Annotated in this window: 18 protein-coding genes, 1 other RNA gene and 1 pseudogene; 12 read left to right on the plus strand and 8 right to left on the minus strand. The window is 46.3% G+C overall.

The features are described 5' to 3' along the window. Nucleotides 1-304 precede the first annotated feature (304 nt). The 6 genes from M1L66_RS02015 to M1L66_RS02040 form a co-directional block, all read right to left on the minus strand. Nucleotides 305-1,351, minus strand: coding sequence for an ABC transporter ATP-binding protein (locus M1L66_RS02015; RefSeq protein ID WP_187023417.1), 1,047 nt, complete (start codon nt 1,349-1,351; stop codon nt 305-307). Next, complete coding sequence (locus M1L66_RS02020) at nt 1,305-2,114, minus strand: ABC-2 family transporter protein (RefSeq protein WP_434690502.1); 810 nt, start codon at nt 2,112-2,114, stop codon at nt 1,305-1,307. Before M1L66_RS02020 ends, M1L66_RS02015 begins: the two co-directional genes overlap by 47 nt. Nucleotides 2,115-2,154: 40 nt before the next feature. Further along, nucleotides 2,155-2,985: a hypothetical protein gene (locus M1L66_RS02025; protein ID WP_434690505.1), complete on the minus strand. Its 831-nt coding sequence runs from the start codon at nt 2,983-2,985 to the stop codon at nt 2,155-2,157. 148 nt (nt 2,986-3,133) lie between these two features. After that, nucleotides 3,134-3,292 (minus strand): hypothetical protein, encoded by a 159-nt coding sequence (locus tag M1L66_RS02030; RefSeq protein WP_187023420.1) that lies wholly within the window; start codon nt 3,290-3,292, stop codon nt 3,134-3,136. A 59-nt stretch (nt 3,293-3,351) separates the two neighbouring features. Further along, the gene (locus M1L66_RS02035) at nt 3,352-4,470 is read right to left on the minus strand and encodes a response regulator transcription factor (RefSeq protein WP_187023421.1); all 1,119 of its coding nucleotides are present in this window, start codon (nt 4,468-4,470) and stop codon (nt 3,352-3,354) included. Further along, entirely contained in the window at nt 4,463-6,256 is a 1,794-nt protein-coding gene (locus tag M1L66_RS02040) for a sensor histidine kinase (protein ID WP_434690508.1), read from the minus strand. The genes M1L66_RS02035 and M1L66_RS02040 overlap by 8 nt, the downstream gene beginning before the upstream one ends. Before the next feature lie 222 nt (nt 6,257-6,478). Here M1L66_RS02040 and M1L66_RS02045 point away from each other — a divergent pair, with 222 nt between their 5' ends. Genes M1L66_RS02045 through M1L66_RS02085 form a run of 9 tightly spaced genes read left to right on the plus strand, consistent with a single transcriptional unit; the run spans nt 6,479 to nt 14,883 of the window. Further along, nucleotides 6,479-7,792 carry an ABC transporter substrate-binding protein gene (locus tag M1L66_RS02045; protein WP_187023423.1) on the plus strand — a complete coding sequence of 438 codons (1,314 nt, stop codon included), beginning with the start codon at nt 6,479-6,481 and terminating at the stop codon, nt 7,790-7,792. A 33-nt stretch (nt 7,793-7,825) separates the two neighbouring features. Then, nucleotides 7,826-8,740, plus strand: coding sequence for a carbohydrate ABC transporter permease (locus M1L66_RS02050; RefSeq protein WP_434690512.1), 915 nt, complete (start codon nt 7,826-7,828; stop codon nt 8,738-8,740). A gap of 18 nt (nt 8,741-8,758) precedes the next feature. Then, nucleotides 8,759-9,604 (plus strand): carbohydrate ABC transporter permease, encoded by an 846-nt coding sequence (locus M1L66_RS02055; protein WP_434690514.1) that lies wholly within the window; start codon nt 8,759-8,761, stop codon nt 9,602-9,604. A 16-nt stretch (nt 9,605-9,620) separates the two neighbouring features. Further along, on the plus strand, nt 9,621-10,334 hold the full coding sequence (locus M1L66_RS02060; RefSeq protein ID WP_434690516.1) for a PIG-L deacetylase family protein: 714 nt from the start codon (nt 9,621-9,623) through the stop codon (nt 10,332-10,334). Nucleotides 10,335-10,364: 30 nt separating this feature from the next. Next, nucleotides 10,365-11,207 (plus strand): amidohydrolase family protein, encoded by an 843-nt coding sequence (locus M1L66_RS02065; protein WP_187023427.1) that lies wholly within the window; start codon nt 10,365-10,367, stop codon nt 11,205-11,207. A 12-nt stretch (nt 11,208-11,219) separates the two neighbouring features. Next, the gene (locus M1L66_RS02070) at nt 11,220-12,233 is read left to right on the plus strand and encodes a zinc-dependent alcohol dehydrogenase (protein WP_434690520.1); all 1,014 of its coding nucleotides are present in this window, start codon (nt 11,220-11,222) and stop codon (nt 12,231-12,233) included. 11 nt (nt 12,234-12,244) lie between these two features. Then, on the plus strand, nt 12,245-13,399 hold the full coding sequence (locus tag M1L66_RS02075) for a mandelate racemase/muconate lactonizing enzyme family protein (protein WP_187023429.1): 1,155 nt from the start codon (nt 12,245-12,247) through the stop codon (nt 13,397-13,399). Nucleotides 13,400-13,415: 16 nt separating this feature from the next. After that, the gene (locus M1L66_RS02080) at nt 13,416-14,162 is read left to right on the plus strand and encodes an MBL fold metallo-hydrolase (protein ID WP_187023430.1); all 747 of its coding nucleotides are present in this window, start codon (nt 13,416-13,418) and stop codon (nt 14,160-14,162) included. A gap of 58 nt (nt 14,163-14,220) precedes the next feature. Further along, complete coding sequence (locus M1L66_RS02085) at nt 14,221-14,883, plus strand: RraA family protein (protein ID WP_187023431.1); 663 nt, start codon at nt 14,221-14,223, stop codon at nt 14,881-14,883. 272 nt (nt 14,884-15,155) lie between these two features. Here M1L66_RS02085 and nagB read toward each other — a convergent pair whose 3' ends face one another. Beyond that, nucleotides 15,156-15,896 (minus strand): glucosamine-6-phosphate deaminase, encoded by a 741-nt coding sequence (gene nagB / locus M1L66_RS02090; protein ID WP_002605647.1) that lies wholly within the window; start codon nt 15,894-15,896, stop codon nt 15,156-15,158. A 120-nt stretch (nt 15,897-16,016) separates the two neighbouring features. Here nagB and M1L66_RS02095 point away from each other — a divergent pair, with 120 nt between their 5' ends. After that, nucleotides 16,017-18,521 (plus strand): DUF6128 domain-containing protein, encoded by a 2,505-nt coding sequence (locus M1L66_RS02095; RefSeq protein ID WP_434690525.1) that lies wholly within the window; start codon nt 16,017-16,019, stop codon nt 18,519-18,521. Between the two features lie 16 nt (nt 18,522-18,537). Here M1L66_RS02095 and M1L66_RS02100 read toward each other — a convergent pair whose 3' ends face one another. Then, complete coding sequence (locus M1L66_RS02100) at nt 18,538-19,233, minus strand: anaerobic ribonucleoside-triphosphate reductase activating protein (protein ID WP_434690528.1); 696 nt, start codon at nt 19,231-19,233, stop codon at nt 18,538-18,540. A 133-nt stretch (nt 19,234-19,366) separates the two neighbouring features. Between M1L66_RS02100 and tadA the strand changes: the two are divergent. Then, nucleotides 19,367-19,855 (plus strand): annotated as a pseudogene (tadA, locus tag M1L66_RS02105) (tRNA adenosine(34) deaminase TadA); the annotation flags it as partial. A 118-nt stretch (nt 19,856-19,973) separates the two neighbouring features. Further along, nucleotides 19,974-20,235, plus strand: an RNA gene (ffs, locus tag M1L66_RS02110) — signal recognition particle sRNA large type. Nucleotides 20,236-20,372 lie beyond the last annotated feature (137 nt).

The raw sequence follows: 20,372 nt of genomic DNA on the forward strand, positions 1-20,372 counted from the left end.
TCGGAAAAGCTTGAAATCATGGTTTAAATTGATTATAATAAAGATGTAGAAGGAACAACCGCCCACAAAGTGGTTGACCCGGTTAATAAGTTACATTCATAGAAATGCCACCATCTGACCTGTCAAAGTAGAGGGTGGTTTTTCTATGCTTTAAATAAGCACTATCGACAGAACGTAAAAACGAACGTCAGCAATGCCAGGATGAACAGTCCAAAAGTCATTAAGTCCTTAAAATCAAATTTCACCCGCACCACCTCCATTCTATGTAGAAAGGAGGTGGACTACTTCTTTTATTCTCTGCTTTCTACGATTTTTTCCAGCTTAAATACAGTCTTGCTATCACATCCTCAATAGGAGCTCTTCTGATTTCCACATCTTCGATTCCCTGAAATTCCGCAAGATTACCCAGAACCTCATGGATTCCCGTCTGGCTGCGGTTAAACTCATATTCGTATATGCCCTCATTGGAAGAAAGTAGCTGCAGCCCCGGTATTGTGGGAGCGGTTAATGCTTTATCAGATGTTAAAGACTGCTTTTTAGAGCCTGGATTCTTCATGGTGACAACAATGCGTGAGCAGGCGCCGGCCGTATTTCTGAGCTTGTCAAAATTTCCGTCAAATGCAATCTGCCCCTTGTTGAGCAGAATAATCCGCTGCGCCATTTCCTCCAGATCATCCATGTCATGGCTTGTGACGACAATGGTGGTTCCGCATTCCCGGTTAATTTCCTTTAAAAAATGTATCATCTGCTGTTTGGCCAGCACGTCGAGGCCGAGAGTCGGCTCATCCAGAAATATGACGGAAGGATCGTGCAGCAGCAGCATTCCAATGTCTGCCCGCATACGCTGGCCCAGGCTCAGTTCCCTGGCAAAGGTGCGCAGGATGTCTTCCAGGTCGAGCAGTTCTGTCACCAGGGAAAGGTTCTTTTTATATATATCCTCCGGGATGCCCCACACCTCTTTTTTCCATTCAAAGCTGGTAATGATGGGATGATCCCACCACAGCTCTGTTCTCTGTCCAAACAGTACACCGATATGGCGCATCAGCTCAATTCTGTCAGTGACCGGGCTTAAACCGGATACGGATACCGTGCCCTCAGAAGGACTCAAGATGCCGGAGAGAATCTTGATGGTTGTGCTCTTGCCGGCTCCGTTGGCCCCGGCGTAGGCGACAAACTCGCCCGGAGCCACTTCAAAGGAAAGATGGTCGAGAGCGGTGATGATGCGTTTCTGTGGGTGAAGCATATTTTTTAAGATATCCCGGGCGTGACCGCTTCTCTGCCATTGGGAGTATTGTTTTGTAACATTATCTATGACCAAAGCCGGAGTATCGTGGTGAACCATTGACTGCATAATATTTCATTCCTTTCTTAAATACATAAATTGTGAGTAGTGACAATGCAAACGCCGCTGTCGGCAGATAACATGCCTGCAGGAGCATGGGAAGGTCAAATTCGCCGTAGCCTGCCTTTAAAAGCAGCGCCGATGGAAACCAGGCCGCCAGTCCCACTGGGAGTACGGTCAGGAACAGCCGTCTTACTGAATGGCTCATCGTACCTAACGGATAAGTCTTCAGAGATGTAAATAAATCCTTGCCCACCTGGGCGATCTCCTCGGCAGCTGCAGGTGCGTAAAATGCGGCGCAGGACAGCAGGGTCATAAAGGAGATAATCAGAGCTGTAGCGCTTACTGCATAAATAAGCAGCAGCATAAGCCATGGCATCGTGACGGATATGGGCAGCCGGCTGACAGCATATGTGGTCAGTCCAATCCCGCATATAAGCATGCTGCTTCCTGAAAGCGGGGAGAATCCCTGGGCCAGCAGCTCCGCCCATATGGGAACTGGCTGTATCATGACGTGATCCAGTTGACCTCGCCCGATAATACGGCTTATCATGGCTGTATTATTTCCAATAAAAAACATCATATAAATTCCGTCAACGAGAGTGGAGAAGCCCATCATAAAGAGGATCTCCGCCTGATTCATACCGCCGAAGCCCCCGGATTTTTCGGACAGCAGGAATACGCCGGCGATGGTGCAGCAAGCGCATATGGTATCTGAAACGATCTGAAGCAGACAGTAGCGAGTGTCCCGAAGGAACCATAAAAGGTCCATTTTTGTGTATTGCCTGTAGAGGCGAAAAAGTATTTTTAAATTATCCACCAAAAGAGATCATCCTTTCTTTGCTTTTCTTGAACACCCTGGCCGCAGCAATCCACAGAACGATATTCCAGACGAGCTGCAGCCCGATGGTACTTAAGGGAGCAGCGGCCGTACCGGTATAGATCGTGAGCGGCGCATGGGCGATGGAGCCAAAGGGGAGGAAGGAAAAGACCTTATCCAGTCCCCAGGGAAACAGGGCGAAGGGGATCATTTCCCCCGACAGGAGGGAAAATGCCGCCTCTCGTATATTGTTTGCCACCCAGCAGCCATTTTTCAGGAACATGGCAAAGGCGGCAAATAATAAGTCCATGGCAAATCCCAGAGAAGCTGAAAGTGCCAGACTGATGAGCGCTAAAGCTCCGGATGTCAAATCCGCCGGCGCCGGATTTACGCCCAGAAACGGGGCGATAATCAGCAGAGGGAGGCCGAAAAACAGAAAGTTCGGAATCCACCATCGCCCGATCGTCTCAGCGATAAAGCTTATGGGAACGGGAACCGGCCTGGTAAACCGTCCAATGACAGAACCTTCCCACAGCGAGGCGGTAGCCGGTGAAACAATATTTAATTCCTGATGCAATACGGTCGACATCAGAGTGTATGTTATCAGTTGATTTAACGCCATGCCGCCTAAATCGGCACCTTCCCGGTCCAAAGCGGTCCAGATAAAAATAAGCATGACAAACTGTACGGCAGAAACAAGGTATCCGCCTGTGATACACAGGATGCCGCCGTCAAAAATTTGTTTTGTACACATCAAAATAGTGGAGACAATGGCGCGGGGCCCGCAGCCATGTCCGGCAAGAAATGTCCTAAATTTATTCATGATAAAACTACCTTTCTAAAAATGGAATAATAGAACCCATTTTCCGAAAAGGGCAGATTTTTTTGTGACAGGAACATGATTCCATCACATAAAAATACCCAAAAGCGTAAACGCCTTCGGGTAAATAAACCATCATGAAAACCAGTTGTTAGGACAGCCGGAGAATCGATGAATTTGAAGGGCAGACGCTGTTGTTATCATAAAAATGGGCGCACTGATACACGGAATCGTCATTTTTATACGTAATGACAGCGACATTGTCAATATTTGACCATAATGTTGTAGCCTCGATTGTGATGCAATGCATAGCGTCCACCTCCTTTTTTCGAAATATTTGTTTCAGCATACCATGGAAGAGAGGAAGAGTCAAGAATATATTTTCCGATATTTCGAAGGAGTCATCCCATTTGCTTTTTTGAATACAGTCGAAAAGTACTTTTCATCGCGAAAGCCTGTCTCATAAGCAATCTCATAATTTTTTAGATCTGTTTCTTTCAAAAGACGGCAGGCCTGTTCGATTCTGTACTGCGTCAAATAATCCAGAAAATTAACGCCAGTCTGTACTTTGAAAATCAGACTCAGATAGGCGGGAGTAATGTGGATATGTCTAGCCAGGACATTTAAGTCGATGGTTTCACTGTAATGCTGATGAATATAGTCAACAGCAGCGCGGACAGAAACGCTTTTTTCAGATTTTGCGCGAATGCTTTCAGTGATTTGAGATATCGCGGTGTCGGCGGTCTTTTCCAGATCTTTAAGTGTTGTGAAACAAGCCATCTGTTTGTAGTCGATCAGTGTATGCAATTCGGAGGGAATAGTTAGCGAACAGTCCTTACATAGTTTCATAACATCCAACATCAAGGAAAGAAAATGATTGATGATAATATTTTTATTTCGGGGGTATGCCTCGATCGATCGGAATATATCCTGCAACAACTCCTGGGATTTTTGTGAATCTCCAGAACCTATAAATTCCAGAAGTCTCTTCTTTTGAGTTTCAAACTGGAGGTATTGCGCGTCTGTAAACGCAGGTAGATCCGGTGCCGGTTCTCCAATATCTTCAAAAAAGGATTGTCCAATTCCTCGTAGAAGATTCTGATGTTCCAGATCCTGGAGATACAATTTCTTGCACCTGTTAATGCTGCTTAAAATATCCTCCATACGGCAGGGCTTTAGCAGATAATCGGAAACACCATACTTAAGCGCCGTCTGGGCATAGGAAAATTCATCATATCCGCTCAGGATAATCATTCGAATGTTTAACTGTTTATCATGAATATATTTTACAACCCCTAATCCGTCTAAAAGAGGCATGCGTACATCCAGAAGAGCAATATCCGGGTGTTCAGCCTCAATGATTTCGATGGCTTCTTTTCCGTTGGAGGCTTCTGAACAGAGCAGGATGTCGTACTCTTTCCAGGGAATCGTGCGCCGAATCGCATTGCTGGTGTCGGCTTCATCGTCTGCTATTAATAGTTTAAGCATACTCTCCCTCCTGTAAGGCGGGCAAAATCAGGGTGACAGTGGTCCCCATACCCTTATTGCTGGTTATTGTCATGGTAAAATTGTTCCGATAGATGATGCGAAGACGATCCCTTACATTGTGCAGGGCATAGCCTCCCATTGTTGTGGATTGATTTGTTCCGCCTCGGAGGGCTGTGAGAACTTCCGCATCCATTCCTACCCCATTGTCACTGATCCGAAAATGCAGTTTGTCCGCTTGTAAGAAACCGGAAACTATTACCTGACCCTGTTCACCTTTTGGCTCCAGGCCGTGGTAAATCGCGTTTTCGACGATAGGCTGGAGGATGAGTTTCGGAATAAAAAGAGTCTTTGCATTTTCTGCCAAGTCAATCTGATACGCAATCTTACTGCCATATCTTAACTGCTGCAGTCTTAAATACTGTTCAAGAAACTGAAACTCGTGAAATACGGTTACATACCGGTTTCCTTTACTTAAGCTGGTTCTGAACAGATTGGAAAGGGTCCATACCATCTCAGCAATTTCAGTTTCCCCTTTTGCAAGTGTTTTCCAGTAGATGGAATCCAGAGTATTATAGAGAAAATGAGGATTAATTTGGCTCTGCAGAGCATTTAACTCTGCTTCCTGTTCTTTGATTTGAAGGACATAAACTCTGTCGATCAACTCTGCCAGACTTTTTACCATCTCGTTGTATCCATTGCCGAGTTGGCCGATCTCATCCTTGTAATGAAAGGATATGGAAGAGTCAAAATTACCGTTTTCAAACGAATGCATAGCGGACAGTAGTTTTCGTATGGGCCGTATGATCAGGAGAGATGCAAACAGTACCAGAGGTAGGGAGAGTAAAAGTGCTGTGAAGCAGAACGGAATGAGGTAATTGGCAGAATTATGAATGCTTTTTGTAAGCAAAGCTGTTGGTACTCCATAGAGATAGGTCCATCCTGTTTTCTCATCTGTTATATGGCTTAAAAGAAGCGTGTTTTTCGATGATTCGTAGATTTCCACTCCTTTTTTCTCCGCTTGGTACTGCAACAGTTTATTATGAGGAAGTTGCGATAAATTGTTGTTACCAGTTCCTGATATGAGGCTTCCTGCCATATTGAATATGGCGATACCGCCCTCGTCCATATCAATTCCCCGGGTGTATTCTCGACGCAGTGCAGGTTCACTGATACCTACCACGATCAAACCCAGATTTTCGTAGGTATTGTATTCTCTTATCATCCGAATCATAAAAATTCGATTATATTTGTTATTAGCTGCAAAGAGGTAGGTTTCATCTGAGTTTTCCAGCCATACCGGTTTCCCTTTTGCAGCTTTTGCAGCCTGAAAAAATTCTGTATGGAACAGTTCTTCATAATCAGGAAGGGAAAAACGACTGTCAATACTTCTAATAAATGGAATGGAGTTATTTTGAAAACCGCAGACGGAGAGCGAAGACACATAATCCTTGGAGGTGATAAGATTGACTGCGTTTTTCAGACTGGAGTCAATATACATTTTTTGCGTTTCGCTTGTGGCAGAGTCATAGGGCTGTATGTATGCCTGAACCTGTGGCTGAATCATAAGCTGTGTCGTCATGTCTTCTATTTCGCGCCGCAGAAACAGGACATTAGAGTTAATTTGTTCCAGAAGATAAAGATTAGCGTTTCCAACATTTTCCAAGAGGTTGGCTGCGGCGATCCTGTTATTATAGTAGTAAAAAGACATGGATAATAATGCCAGGAAAAAGTAAAATATTATAAGCAGTTTGTATGTAATACTAAGATTTAAGTACCATTTTTTCATAAAGTATGTCTCCTCGCCCTATATAACTTACTATATTGTAACATTAAATATTTTGTGAGTAAATATAAAGGGGTGAATTGAATAAAACTGTAAAAGAATTTAAACCTTTTTATAATTTTCTTACCTGTTAAACGAAATTAATTCCAGATAAAATATAGGTATACAGAACGGATCACATTTTTTGCAGAAACATTGGAAATTACGCAGGAGAAGGAGGATTTTATGAGAAATTACAAGATAGTGAAGATGTTGGCGGCAGCGGCAGTCCTGTCCATGGTTATGATGACTGGGTGCCAGCAGACGAAAGGAGGTAGTGATCAGGGAGGCAGCGAAAAAACAACGGCGGCAGCAGAGAGCAAAAAAGAGGCGCCGGAGTCTGATACGACCATTACTGTTGCTTTGATGTCGAATGACTGGTTAGATGCGGCGGAACAGATTGCCAGTGATTTTACTCAGAAATACGGAATTAAGGTTGAATATACGCCAATGCCCGGTGAGGTAGAGGAGTATTTACAGCCTAAGGCAGCGGCCGGCACGCTTCCCGATGTGATGTCAATCAATGCAGGCTCGTTTGGCGCAGATTTAGCAGAAAATGGCCTGATCATTGATCTGGCGGAGATTGATGCGGCAAAAAATATGGTTGAAAGTCTAAAACCGGTTTTTACCTCGGAAAGCGGAAAATTGTTTGGAGTGGCAGGGGGCCTGTCTTCGACACTGATTTATTACAACAAGAATATTTTTGAGGATGCCGGAATCACGAAAGAACCAGAGAACTGGAATGAATTTCTTGAAGTCTGCCAGACCTTAAAGGATAAAGGATACGCGCCGCTTGCGGTTGCCATGGGGGATGGCGCTATATCCAATACAGCCTGGAGCACAGGAAATGCGGTGGAAGTGGCATCTCAAAATCCTGACTACATAAAAGAGATTGCAGCCGGTACCTTCCAGTTTGATACACCTGAGCAGGCCAGGATTTTCGAACGGGTTAAGATTTTGAATGATAATGGATATCTGCTAACCGGTTCGGTCAGTGCGATGGTTTCCACTCTCCTCGATTCCTTTAAACAGGAAAAAGCAGCTATGTGTTTTCAGGGGATCTGGATGGCAGGTTCTTTCATGGAAAGCCCATTTGATGTGGGGATGATGGTGCCGCCGTGGAACATGGAAGGCCAGAAACAGGCAGTTGTTCTTGGAACGGAAACAGGATTTGCAGTCGCTGACGGGCCGAATAAAGAGGCTGCTATTAAATTCGTCAATTATATTGCAAATGAAGAGGGTTTTTATACGTACCAGCAGTCAAGAGGCAGTATCCCGTCTCTGATTGAATATAACCAGGACAAGGTGAAAATGACGGACGAGGTAAAGGAATATGTGGACAGGCTTATGGAGATTGAAGTAACAGGGGCTTACTGGTTTGAAATTTTGCCGCCATCCGTTTATGCACGTCTTCCGCAGACCTTTCAACAGGTGGCGACAGATGAGATATCACCGGAGGAGGCCGCCAAGATTTTACAGGATTTGTATACAGCGAAATAAAACACAGATTTTAGCGAGAGGAGGATGCCGGCTTTGAAAAAAAGAGACAACGGTAAACAGAAACGATGGAGCGGATGGGACAGTAAATATATCAATGCGGCGCTGTTCGTTCTGCCGGCAGTCCTGTTAGTTACTGTATTTTTGGTATATCCGATTATTCTTTCGTTTAAGTACAGTTTTACTGACTGGAATGGAGTGTCAGAGGAGTACCACTTGATGGGACTGGAGAATTACCGGAATGTAATTGCTTCTTCGGAGTTTAAGACACTCTTTTCCAATACATTCTATTTAATTGTTTTGTATGTACCGGTTTTAAATATTATGGCCATCCTTTTTGCTGTGATTATTTATGATATTGGGAGGGCGGCTAATTTCTATAAAGTGGTCCTGTTTCTTCCCAATATTGTCTCCATGGTAGTCGTGGGGTTTATATGGAGAACGATTTATAATCCGGCTACGGGGCCGCTTGTGTACCTTCTGGAAAAGATGGGGATGGAAAACCTGATTCAGGACTGGCTGGGGCAGAAGCAGACGGTAATGCCGGCGCTGAGCGCGGCGATTGTGTGGTTTGCCGTAGGATTCTATGTTTTAATCTATCTTGGGGGCCTTTCTACGGTCCCCGAGGAACTTTACGAAGCGGCGGCTGTGGATGGAATCAACTGGTGGCAGAAGCTTTGGAGAATCACTCTGCCTCTGATTGTGCAGTCTGTGACCATCAATATCATCGTGTCTACAATTGCAATTCTGACCTTGTTTGATCTGCCGTACGTTCTGACACAGGGAGGGCCGGGATATGCATCACAGACCATGGCGCTGATGTCATACCAGTATGCGTTTAAGGCAATGTCACAGGGGAAGGCGATGGCGATGGCCGTTATGCTGACTTTAATCACGGTGGTATTTGCGGTAGCAGAATTGTTTGTTCTGAACAGAAAGCCGTCTGACTGAACGAAAGGAGGTTGAAAGATGAACTTAAGCGTCAGGGGAAAACGGCGATTGAAGGCGGCAGTTACCAATGGAATTATGATGGCCATTATGATCTTTTACCTTCTGCCGTTCTGGTATGTTGTGAATAATGCATTTAAGGAGCGTTCCTATATTTCACTGCAGCCATTCACCATCAATCTGGATATTTTTACACTGGATAATATCATCTCGGCTTTTTCTAAAATGAATTATCCGGCCGCTTTTTTTAACAGCTTCGCAGTGCTTGCGATATCGTGTCTGATTTTTATCCTGTTAGGGTCTATGACGGCCTACGGGATCTATATTGCGGACCATAAGTTCTTTAACCGGCTTTATGTGCTGTTTGTCGCTCTGATTGCACTGCCGTTTCAGGTGGCTATGGTACCGCTTGTAACACTTTTGAGGACACTTCATCTTTCTGATAATTTTTTGGGACTGGCTCTGATATATTCAGCCATGTTTATGCCATTTATTGTATTTTTATATACCGGGTTCATGAGGTCTCTGCCCAAAGAACTGATGGAATCAGCACGAATTGACGGATGCAGCTATTTTCAGGTTTATGCATATGTGTATATGCCGCTGCTCAAGACTGTTACGGGAATTGTGCTCGTTCTGCGAGGGGTCTATGTGTGGAATGATCTTCAGGTTCCTCTGATTGTGATTAATAATCCGGTAAGGCAGACGCTGCAGCAAAGGCTTTATGTATTCGCCCAGTCAAGAATTGGTAATTTTGATCTTGTATTTGCAGGGGCGCTTCTGACCTGTCTTCCGATGATTCTGCTATTTTTGATGATGCAGAAATCCTTTATCAAGGGGGTCATGGCGGGAAGTGTAAAAGGATAGAAAAGAGGAGAATGTGATGAATGTTGTTTCTGTTATGGCGCATCAGGATGATGAGCTGATGTGTCTGGGAACTATGCTGAAAATGAAGGCCAGAGGGGACAGACTGCACTTTATCTGTCTTACCGGAGGCGAAATGGGGATGGTTAAACACCCGGAGATGAGCAGTAAGGAGGCCTCGGAGTGCCGTAAAAAGGAGATGGAGGCACTGGCAAATGAGGCAGGGGGGAGTTACCAGTGCCTGGGCTTTGAGGATGAATTCTTATTTGACGGAAAAGAGGTCAGGCTGGCTTTAATCGATGCCCTTCGGAGGACAAAGGCGGACGTGATTTTTACACATTATTTGGTCGATTACAATTTGGATCATATGAGAGTGAACCGGCTTGTGCGGCAGTGTGCCATGCAGATGGCATTTCCTATGATTAAGACGGCTGCGCCGCCTGTGGAAGGATTTCCGGCTGTATTCTTAGTGGAACCGGCGGACGGCTTTGAGTTTGAGCCGAGTCACTGGGTGGATATTGATGACGTGATGGCGGAGAAAATGCGACTTGCAAAGCTTCATCAGAGTCAGGATGAGGCATTTAAATCGGCATTTGGAAATGACTATGGAATCAAGGAATGGGCTGGAAAAATCTCTGGTTTTCGAGGGCGTCAGTGCGGCTGCAGCCATGCGGAGGCATTTGTACCGATGAGGACCAGAGGCTTTGTGAAAGGCTTTCAGGTACTTCCATAAATTATTTTTAAATGGAAAGGCGGAAAACAGATGATTGTAGATTTACATACGCACTATGTGCGGTACCCGGATGACTTTATGGAGCCATTTTTCAGCGACTTGGATAGGTGTAACATTCCGCGGGAGTCCTGGAATTACTCAGAAGAAGAGTATTTAAAGGGAACCGAGGAGGCAGACCGTGTTGTGGTATTTGGATTGAGGGGAAAAAAGACGGGCTGGCGCGCGGATAATCGAGCAGCAGCCGAATTTGTTTCGAAGAATCCTGAAAAGTATCTGTTTTTTACATCGATTGATCCGACAGAGACTGATTTCATGCGGATGCTGGAAGAGGACTATGAGAAGTATCACTGCAGAGGGGTTAAGATCGGTCCGGTTTATCAGGGGCTGCACCCGCATGCTCCGGAGTATTACAAGATCTATGAATATTGTGAAAAGCATCATCTTCCCATTATGACCCACATGGCAACGACATTTTCCTCTGGAGTACCGCTTTCTTATGGAAATCCTGTTTTGATGGACCAGGTGGCATGCGACTTTCCAGATCTTAAGATAGTGATGGCGCATCTTGGCCATCCATGGGTGGGAGAATGCATTGCCGCCATTCGGCATCAACCAAATTTATTTGCGGATGTTTCAGCGTTGTATTACAGGCCGTGGCAGTTTTATAACGCAATGCGGCTGGTAGAAGAATATGGTGCCGGAAATAAGGTCTTTTTCGGTTCTGATTTCCCCGCAACGACGACAGGGGATTCGATCCGGGGATTTCGAGGTGTTAATACTATCGTTAAGGGAACCGGGCTGCCTCCGGTATCAGAACAATTGATTGAATCAATTATAAACAGGGATTCCCTGGAGATTTTGGGAATCAAATAAGGGGGGAATGGGATGAAAGCGCTTGTTCTGGAAGCACAAGGACGGCTGGCACAAAAAGAATGTTCGGTTCGCCAGCCTGACCCGGACGAATTACTGGTTAAAACAGAGGCGGCGACGATCTGTACATCTGATTTAAACGATATCAAACACAACTCCTTTGGAATTCGTTTTCCAATGATTATGGGACACGAGGGCGCCGGGGTGGTGGTGGCAGTCGGAAAGAACGTAACTGGATTTAATATAGGTGACCGCATAGCGGCTCATCCGGTTATGCCTTGCGGCACCTGTTCAAACTGCTTAAGAGGGCTGCCGCATCTGTGTGGCAATATGAAGCATCTGGGAATCAATCTGGAAGGAGTTTTTGCAGAATATTTTTGTATCAGAGCCGACCGCGCAAGGAAGATTCCCAATACTATGGACTATGATGTGGCAAGCCTGATGGAGCCGGTCAGCGTATGTATCGAAGCATTGGAACGGGCAAATGTAAAAAAGGACGGGACTGTACTGATTATTGGCGACGGACCTTTCGGAATTATTATGACGAGACTGTTGAGGGTATACAATCCGGGCAGAGTCATTCTTACAGGGCGTCATTCATTCCGTTTGGCTATGGCTGGAAATGCAGAGACGATTCATGAACGTGAAACGGCAGACGTATCAGAAAAAGTATATCAGTTGACAAATGGCGAAGGTGTAGATAGCGCGGTACTCTGTGTGGGAACCAGACAGGCTGTAAACACGGCTATCACCTGTTTGAAGGCGAGAGGAACATTATCCGTATTTTCCGCAGTTATGCCAATGCCGGCAATTGATCTGTTCCGGGTTCATGTCAAGGAGCTGAATTTATGCGGCTCCTGCAACGATGAGAATTATCTGGACAGGGCGCTGGAACTGCTGGATAAGCGGGAGCTGGGACTAAAGGACATGATTACACATCGAATTCCATTTGATAATTGGAAAAAGGCTTTCGAACTGGCGGAAAAGGGAAAAGATGAAGCGCTTAAGGTGACGTTGACATTTACGTGAGGAGGTAGCTTGTGAAGATTACAGATGTGGAAGGCATCATACTGGAATCTCCGGATAAATACTTGAATCCGGCAGGAAGCGAGGAAGCAACCGGTGTCGCATACTGTTTTCTGATAAAGATCAGTACGGATGAGGGAATAACCGGCTGGTCTGATGTGGAGACGGCTCCTCATGTGGCCAGTTCCCTGATCGGCGCGCCGAGGACGGGGTCCGATATGATGGAAGGAATTCGGGAAATGCTTATAGGAGAAGATCCCTTTGAGATGGAGAAGATATGGAATAAGCTTTACCTGGGGACCGCCTACTATGGCCGGCGCGGCGTAGCCATCCAGGTAATGTCAGGGGTCGATATTGCCTGTTATGATATCATGGGAAAGGCAGTGGGAAGACCGGTATATCAGCTGTTGGGAGGCGGTTACAGAAAGCAGGTGAGAGCGTATGCGTCTACTTTATTCCGGCCAACACCGGCTGATATAAAGAGAGCCTGCGATTACTATATGTCAAAGGGCTTTACCGCAATTAAATTTGGCTGGGGAGTTTTTGGTCAGGATGTCAGCCGTGATATAGAGCTTGTGAAGGCGGCAAGAGAAGCCGTGGGAGACCGTGTGGAGCTGTTGGTGGATGCAGGCTGGAAGACCAGCCGCAGTGCTTATGATGCGGTGGAGCTGCTGCGGAGACTGGAGCCGTATCGCATTTACTGGCTGGAGGACTTTCTGCATCCGGAGAACTATGAAGGCTATCGAAAGGTGAAAGAGGCAGGGGTGAAGACGAGACTGGCCGCAGGGGAGCAGGAAGCAACTGGCTGGGGATTCAGAAGACTCATTCAGGAAGGGAAGATAGATGTTGCGCAGCCCGACATTTCACGATGTGGAGGTTTTACCCAGATCAGAAAGATTATATGGGAGGCAGAAGCAGCGGGAATTGATGTTTGTCCCCACGCATGGCTTACGGACTTGCTGACTGCGGCGAGTCTCCATGTCAATGCGGTGCTCCCAAGGAGTCTGTTTTTGGAATATAATGTGAGTTCCAGTCCCATGCTTCGGGAAATTATTGATAATCCGGTACAGATGGATGAAAATGGTATGATGGATGTCCCGCAGGGGCCGGGGCTCGGAATCACAGTGAATGAAAAGGCCATCGAAAAATATCGGATTTATGAATGGTAAAGGGGGGGGGAGAATAATGGTTTGGCAGGAATATGAGTCTGTCGAAAAATCCGCCTTATGGTTTCTTGGTCAATCCGGATTCTATTTAAAAAGCGGAGGAGTATCCGTGGTCATTGACCCATATTTAAGTGACTGCGTCGGGGAGGATTCTCCATTATTTACCAGAACTTATCCGGCGCCGGTATCGCCTTATGATTTAAAAGCGGATATCTATATTGTGACACACGACCACCTGGATCATTTGGATCCGGCTACAATCCGGGCCTATTCCCATAAAGAGGAGACTATATTCGTGGCGCCGCGTCATGCCGCTAAAAAACTGGAGATTTTAGGAATTAACCCGCAGCAGATCCGAATCGTGGATCAGGGGGATGGATTAGCTGTAAGCGGGATTGATATACAAGGCGTTTTTGCACTGGGTACTGATGAAGGCGTTCTTGATACAACTGGATACCGAATTCGATTTGAAAATGGGAAAAGCGTCTATCATACCTCAGACACTTCATTCTGCGATTTGCTGCTGAGAGCATGTCCTCATGCAGATGTTCTTTTGCCCTGTATTAATGGAAAGTTTGGGAATCTGACAGCGGAACAGGCCGTTCTGCTTACCCAGGCAGTTAATCCGCAGTATGTTGTGCCCCACCATTATGATGTCATGGAGCTGAACGGAGAAAATCCGAACGTATTCCGATATTTCTGCGTTCAGAGTGGAATGGAAGAAAGGTGTCGGATTTTAAAACCATTGGAGATGTTGGAATGGTAAGATCACTAATGTACGAAAGCGTGAATTCTTAAGGTGACAGGAAAAGGGAGATGCAGAAATGACAGATCATGAAAAGTATAAATGGATAAAGGATAACTTATATGTGCCGGTAGTGTGTGATATTCTGGATCAATTGGGATACCGGCATCAGGCTATGCATCAGCGGCTGCGGCCGCTGGACGAGACTTGCTGTGTGTTTGTAGGGCGGGCCAGGACTTTCCGGTGGCTTGAGACTGATTATGTGGTCCAGGATAATCCATATGGAAGAGAGATTGAAGCCATGGACAGCTTGGGAGAGAATGATGTAGCGGTTCACTCTACAGACAGCGGAGGGACAAACGCACCCTGGGGGGAATTGATGTCGACAGCGGCTATGATGAGGAAGGCGGTTGGCTGTGTCTGTGACAGCCAGATCCGCGACTGCATCCGCATCAAAAAAATGGGATTTCCCGTATTTTATGCGGGAATCCGTCCGCTGGACAGTAAAGGACGGGGGTTGGTGGTGGATTATGATGTTCCGGTGCGCTGTGGTGATGTTCTGGTGAATCCAGGTGATTTGATTTTTGCAGATTTTGATGGAGTTGTGGTGATTCCAAAAGAGGTTGAGGAAGATGTTCTGGATTTGGCAAAACAGAAGGCTGCTATGGAGAACATATCGCGAAAAGAGCTTTTAGAAGGAAGAACCTTAAGAGAGGTATATGATAAGTACGGGGCACTGTAATATGATGTCCTTACATGATTTACATAATTCTAAACGGTTCTTTCAACCTTAGGTTTGTTATAATAATTCGCCGAGGTGTCAGAACGATGACAGATAAGACTCTGGCAGGTATTCTGTGACTCAAAAAACGACGAAATTCCATGGAGTATATGTCAGTAAATGCCGCACGTAATGGGAATTAAACGTAATGATGGGATTAAATGAAAAGCTCCTCCGGTATGAAACCGAGAGGGGCTTTTCATTTATGTACCGTTCAGACAGTACCGCTGTTTTTATTTGCAGCAGTCACCGAGTTTTGCAAGGGCAGCATCATCAGCTACGATTGTTACGTCCGGATGCAGCTGTAAGATGGAAGCTGGAACGCGAGGAGTCACTGGTCCGCAGATGACTTCACGTAAGATGGCAGCCTTGTCTTCGCCGCTTACTACCAGCAGTATTTTTTTCGCGCTCATGATGGTTCCGATACCCATGGTATAAGCCTGGCGCGGAACGTCGTCAATGGAGGCGAAGAAGCGCTTATTTGCTTCGATGGTGCTTTCCTGTAAGTCTACGATATGAGTTTCCTTCGGATATTCGTCGGCCGGCTCGTTAAAACCAATATGGCCATTATGGCCGAGGCCTAAAAGCTGGAGGTCTACGCCGCCTAACTCATGGACTACTTTTTCGTAACGCGCACACTCTTTTGCGGCGTCAGGCTCTGTACCATCAGGGATGTTGGTGTTCTCTTCCTTGATGTTGACATGTTTGAACAGATTCTCGTGCATGAAATAGTAGTAGCTCTGATCGTTATCTCTTGTCAGTCCCTTATATTCGTCCAGATTGGCAGTCTTTACTTCAGCAAAATCCAGATCACCGTTGTTGTACCATTCGATCAACTGCTTGTAGGTCCCGATCGGTGTGGATCCGGTAGCGAGTCCCAGTACGCAGTCTGGTTTCATGGTAACCTGAGCGGAAATAATGTGTGCCGCTTTGCGGCTCATGTCATTGTAATCCTTTGCGCGGTAAAGTCTCATTTTTATAGCCCTCCATGTTCTTGAAAAAAAATTTTATTTCATTTATAGCATTAGGATAACATTTTTATGGCATAGTTTCAATGGCTAATTGCATAAAATATTTATAAAAGGGGTGATATCATGTCCAATTATCGGAGACTAATCTCATATATCTATGCCTATGAAGGCGGAATCAAAGGAAAAAACATTGGGTTCGCGAAAATAGAAACGCGGGGCAGCCAGTGTAAGATTACGGTGAATGTTAAGAAGGTTTATGTGGGCGGCAATGATATCGGCGTCTATCTGCTGGCCGGTGAAAAGGAAATCTTGCTGGGAAATATTTTTATCCGCGGAGGTTCCGGGGAATTCCGTACGGTCGTTTCGGTAAGCGATGTGGAACACTCCGGAATTCCCATGGATCAGTGTTACGGTCTGACGGTCCATGATGTGGAAAATACGTGGCGCTCTTACACGACGATCTGGGAGGACGCGGTGGCCCACGCCGCTGAAGTAGAACTTTCCAACACGCTTCCCGAGAAAAAGGAAAGAGAAGAAACGGCGCAGGAAGCGCAGATTAAAAAGGCAATGAAGGAAATTGAGGAAGAGTTCCCGGTAGAAGCTGTCCAGGAAACAAAGGAAATTGAGAAGCAGGATAAAATGTCCCGGGAGCAGTTAAAGGCATTTACAGAGAGCGCCAGAGAGCAGTCGAAAGCATTTGCGGAGAGCATCAGAAAACAGGTGGAACAGTCCGCAGATACGACGGAGCAGACGGCGGAAGCATGGATCAGGCAGCAGGAAGCCAGGATGGAATGGTCCAGAGCAAAAGCTTCTTACATAGAATCCATGAATGAGCCGGCGAAGCCGGAAATGGTGCCGGTGGAAGAGCCGGTGAGTGATCTTCACAGCACGGAGGAACCGGCTGCAGATAAGGATACTCCAATTCGGGAACCGTATCGACAGCAGCAGGAACCCATGAAAATGGCACACGCGGATGAGGGATCTTATCGAAAACAGGGTAATTCTGCGCGCAGCTACACCGGTTTCTCCGGTATCCCGGCTGTAGAATATGCCGCTGAACTGATGCCGGATATCGAGACGGTTACCACACTTCACACAGGTATCATGGAGTCGGATACGGAGGAATCTTATTATATAGAAGAAAAAAATCAGGCTCCGTTTATGGCTGAAGGGCAGTGTGATACTGATCCGGAAGAGATGCTGTATAATGTGGAAGAGACCGGAACCCGGAGTGAATTTCTGGAAGATATCCAGGGAGAGACGATCTGCTACCGGGCCGATACATCAGGTTCCTTTGTCTCCAGACCGGAAAGCGGGTCGTATCCGCAGCAGCTTGAAAAAATGGAAAATTCAGAGCGTTTAGCCGAAGAAATGAGGATGAATGAACCAGAGCTGAGCGCGCCGGAGTCAATAAAATCAGAAGTATATGCGCCAGAACTTCGGGAAGCAGAGATGGCAGTACCGGAAAATGGCCCGGATCAGATATCGGGATATACATCACAGCACGCATCGGAATATGCGCAGCAAGGCCCAGACATGTATGGCGGTCAGGACACATACGAAACGTCCGGAATCCATTCTGCAAGCGACATATACGGCATCCCAGGCGCATATGCCATGGAGAATACACAAAATTCTGTTATCTCCGGCACAATGACCGGTACGCAGAATATTTCCAGTTCCCATACAGAGGAATCCATGCAGGAAATATCAGAAACGTATTCGACAGACGGAAACGATGACATTTCGGAAATGACCTCAAAAGACGCTGTTCAAAGCTCTTCAGAAGCCGCCGCGCCAAAAGGAATGCGCGGATATCCGGTTAATCGTCCGGTAGAAAGTATGTGGTACAGTTCTGATATGCGCCAGGCGGGAGACACACATGATTCTCTCAAAATGAGCGCCTCAGAAAATTACACAGCGAAATCTTGTATGGCGGAACCTATACAGGAATCAGGAGAGCCCGAAGAACCGGCCGCAGTAAGAGGCGAAAATCCGGATAGTTATACATCAAAATCAGCAGCGTTCTCAGCATCAAAACCATCGCCGTTAACAACATCAAAACCAGCGCCGGAAACAATACCGGAAAATGCAGAATCCCACAGAACGGATGAAGTATCGGGAGCCGGGCTGGCGCATACGGTGGATGAAGAACCCAAGGCACCGGAGCTCCAAAAGGCTCAGAAACCTCAGCCTGTTCCGGGCAATCCAATGGAACTGGAACGGTTGTTAAAGACTGAGGAAGAGGACGAAGATTCCAGCGAACGGGTATGGGAGAATTTGAGACGGGATCACACAAAAATCCTGGATTTTGACTATGAAAAGGGCTGTGAAATCCTGACTATTAAGCCACAGGATATCGGCCTTCTGCCCAGAGAGATATGGGTATACGGAAATAACAGTTTCCTGCTTCACGGATATTATAATTACCGCTACTTAATTTTGGCAAAACTGTTTAACCCGGAGGGGACTCCACGCTATCTGCTGGGGGTCCCGGGGCATTATTACAGTAATGAGCGGTATATGGCATCGATGTTTGGTTTCCCCAATTTTGTTCTGTCAAAGAATCAGCCAATAGAAGACGGACGTTTCGGATACTGGTATACCGATGTCAAGATTGGAAGCTGATACCGTCAGCCATCTGTCAATAATCGATTCCGCGCAGAGAAACGTCAGCCATATATGGATGGAGAATTTCTGCAAAAGCCAGAAGCTCTTCCTTGGTACACGAACTGAAGCCGGAACAAAGGACTTCACCGGAGTCCACATAGTTTTGGAGGTAGTAGTGCCGGCAGCCCTCAAGCCACCGTCCGATATCCAGAAAATCCTGGCTGTCATGAAGTTCCTTCACGACGGTGGTGCGGAACTCATACGGGATGAAGCCATTTATCAGAAATGCCGCACTTTCCTCTATTTTTTCCATCTGAATGCCGGGAATGCCTGCCACGCGCGGGTAATTTTCCCGGCCGGCCTTGATATCCATTGCGATATAATCGAGAAGCCCTTTCCCGGCGAGATCCTTTAAGACGGCGGGCTTATAGCCGTTGGTATCCAGTTTGATTAAGTAACCCATCTGCCTGATCCTGCGGATAAAATCTTCCAGATCGTCGGAGAGTGTTGGCTCTCCGCCCGTGATGCAGACCCCCTCTAAGACAGATGTGCGCCGCTTCAGGAAGGTGAAGAGAGAAGCCTCACTCATGGCTTCTTCGGCATCATTTCCCAGGAGTCCGCTGTTGTGGCAGAAAGGACAGCGGAAGTTGCAGCCGCCTAAAAATATGGTGGCAGCGACATGACCGGGGAAATCCAGGAGAGTTGTTTTTTGCAGACCGCAAATTTTCATAATTTTCGCTTCCTTATTTTCATGGTGTACTTTTCGTGATATACTAAAATGCATTGCATTGGTTATCAGTGCACTTAAAAGTAAGTATACCATATTTTTGGAAGGAATGAAAAGAGGGACCGGCATGAATGCTGATGAAAAATATATGCGTGCTGCTATAGGACAGGCCCGGAAAGCGGGGGCGATCGGAGAAGTACCCATCGGATGCGTCATCGTCTATGAGGACAAGATTATTGCGAGGGGATATAACCGGAGAACGATTGATAAGAATGTTCTGTCTCACGCGGAGATCATTGCCATAAAAAAAGCATGTAAGAAGATGGGGGACTGGCGGCTGGAAGACTGTACCATGTATGTGACCCTGGAACCATGTCCCATGTGCGCCGGGGCAATCGTTCAGGCCAGAATACCCAAAATCGTAATCGGCTGCATGAATCCGAAGGCCGGGTGTGCCGGCTCTGTGCTCGATTTGCTTCATGAGGACGGTTTTAACCATCAGGTTGAGATGGAGAACGGCGTTTTAGAGGAAGAGTGTTCGCGGCTTATGAAGGATTTTTTTAAGGCTCTCAGGGAAAAGAAAGCAGCCATAAAAAAACAAAAACAGGAAGAGACGACTCCTTGACAAATAGCCGGATTCCATGTATACTAAATTGGCTATACATGAAAAGATGTATACGTGTGCGTTAATTATGTATATATATGGAAAGTTCGCATACAGACCAACACATGTCATAAAGTTTCCGTGCAGCCGGGGAGATAGCGGTGCCCTGTACCTGCAATCCGCTCTAGCAGGGGTGATGTCTCACCTCGGATCGTCTATTGCAGGGCTGCCCCTGATAAGTGGCGATGACGTTTGGGTCTTACGCAACAGGAATTCATGAACCGTGTCAGGGCAGGAATGCAGCAGCACTAAGTGGAACCTCCTGTGTGCCGTGAGGCAGCCTGGACTGAGTTAACTGTCAGGGTAACGCCTGTGGTAACGATACAAAGTGAGACGCACGGATTAAAAATATAAATAAAATACAGCGAATAGAAGACAATAAGACACCGGGGAAGCAAAATCCGGTGTCTTATTGTTTCATAGGAAATTCGCCTGTGAAACAAAACCCTCCGGGGGGATGCGCGCTCCGCGCTAAGGA

Origin of the sequence: Hungatella sp. SB206 (assembly GCF_051132295.1) — a bacterium.
In the GTDB taxonomy this organism is placed as follows: Bacteria; Bacillota; Clostridia; order Lachnospirales; family Lachnospiraceae; genus Hungatella; species Hungatella effluvii.

Bases quoted from the DNA above. Each gene is read 5' to 3' on its own strand.
- M1L66_RS02015 (WP_187023417.1), bottom strand. From the start codon at position 1,351: ATGCAGTCAATGGTTCACCACGATACTCCGGCTTTGGTCATAGATAAT.
- M1L66_RS02020 (WP_434690502.1), bottom strand. From the start codon at position 2,114: ATGGACCTTTTATGGTTCCTTCGGGACACTCGCTACTGTCTGCTTCAG.
- M1L66_RS02025 (WP_434690505.1), bottom strand. From the start codon at position 2,985: ATGAATAAATTTAGGACATTTCTTGCCGGACATGGCTGCGGGCCCCGC.
- M1L66_RS02030 (WP_187023420.1), bottom strand. From the start codon at position 3,292: ATGCATTGCATCACAATCGAGGCTACAACATTATGGTCAAATATTGAC.
- M1L66_RS02035 (WP_187023421.1), bottom strand. From the start codon at position 4,470: ATGCTTAAACTATTAATAGCAGACGATGAAGCCGACACCAGCAATGCG.
- M1L66_RS02040 (WP_434690508.1), bottom strand. From the start codon at position 6,256: ATGAAAAAATGGTACTTAAATCTTAGTATTACATACAAACTGCTTATA.
- M1L66_RS02045 (WP_187023423.1), top strand. From the start codon at position 6,479: ATGAGAAATTACAAGATAGTGAAGATGTTGGCGGCAGCGGCAGTCCTG.
- M1L66_RS02055 (WP_434690514.1), top strand. From the start codon at position 8,759: ATGAACTTAAGCGTCAGGGGAAAACGGCGATTGAAGGCGGCAGTTACC.
- M1L66_RS02060 (WP_434690516.1), top strand. From the start codon at position 9,621: ATGAATGTTGTTTCTGTTATGGCGCATCAGGATGATGAGCTGATGTGT.
- M1L66_RS02065 (WP_187023427.1), top strand. From the start codon at position 10,365: ATGATTGTAGATTTACATACGCACTATGTGCGGTACCCGGATGACTTT.
- M1L66_RS02070 (WP_434690520.1), top strand. From the start codon at position 11,220: ATGAAAGCGCTTGTTCTGGAAGCACAAGGACGGCTGGCACAAAAAGAA.
- M1L66_RS02080 (WP_187023430.1), top strand. From the start codon at position 13,416: ATGGTTTGGCAGGAATATGAGTCTGTCGAAAAATCCGCCTTATGGTTT.
- M1L66_RS02085 (WP_187023431.1), top strand. From the start codon at position 14,221: ATGACAGATCATGAAAAGTATAAATGGATAAAGGATAACTTATATGTG.
- nagB (WP_002605647.1), bottom strand. From the start codon at position 15,896: ATGAGACTTTACCGCGCAAAGGATTACAATGACATGAGCCGCAAAGCG.
- M1L66_RS02095 (WP_434690525.1), top strand. From the start codon at position 16,017: ATGTCCAATTATCGGAGACTAATCTCATATATCTATGCCTATGAAGGC.
- M1L66_RS02100 (WP_434690528.1), bottom strand. From the start codon at position 19,233: ATGAAAATTTGCGGTCTGCAAAAAACAACTCTCCTGGATTTCCCCGGT.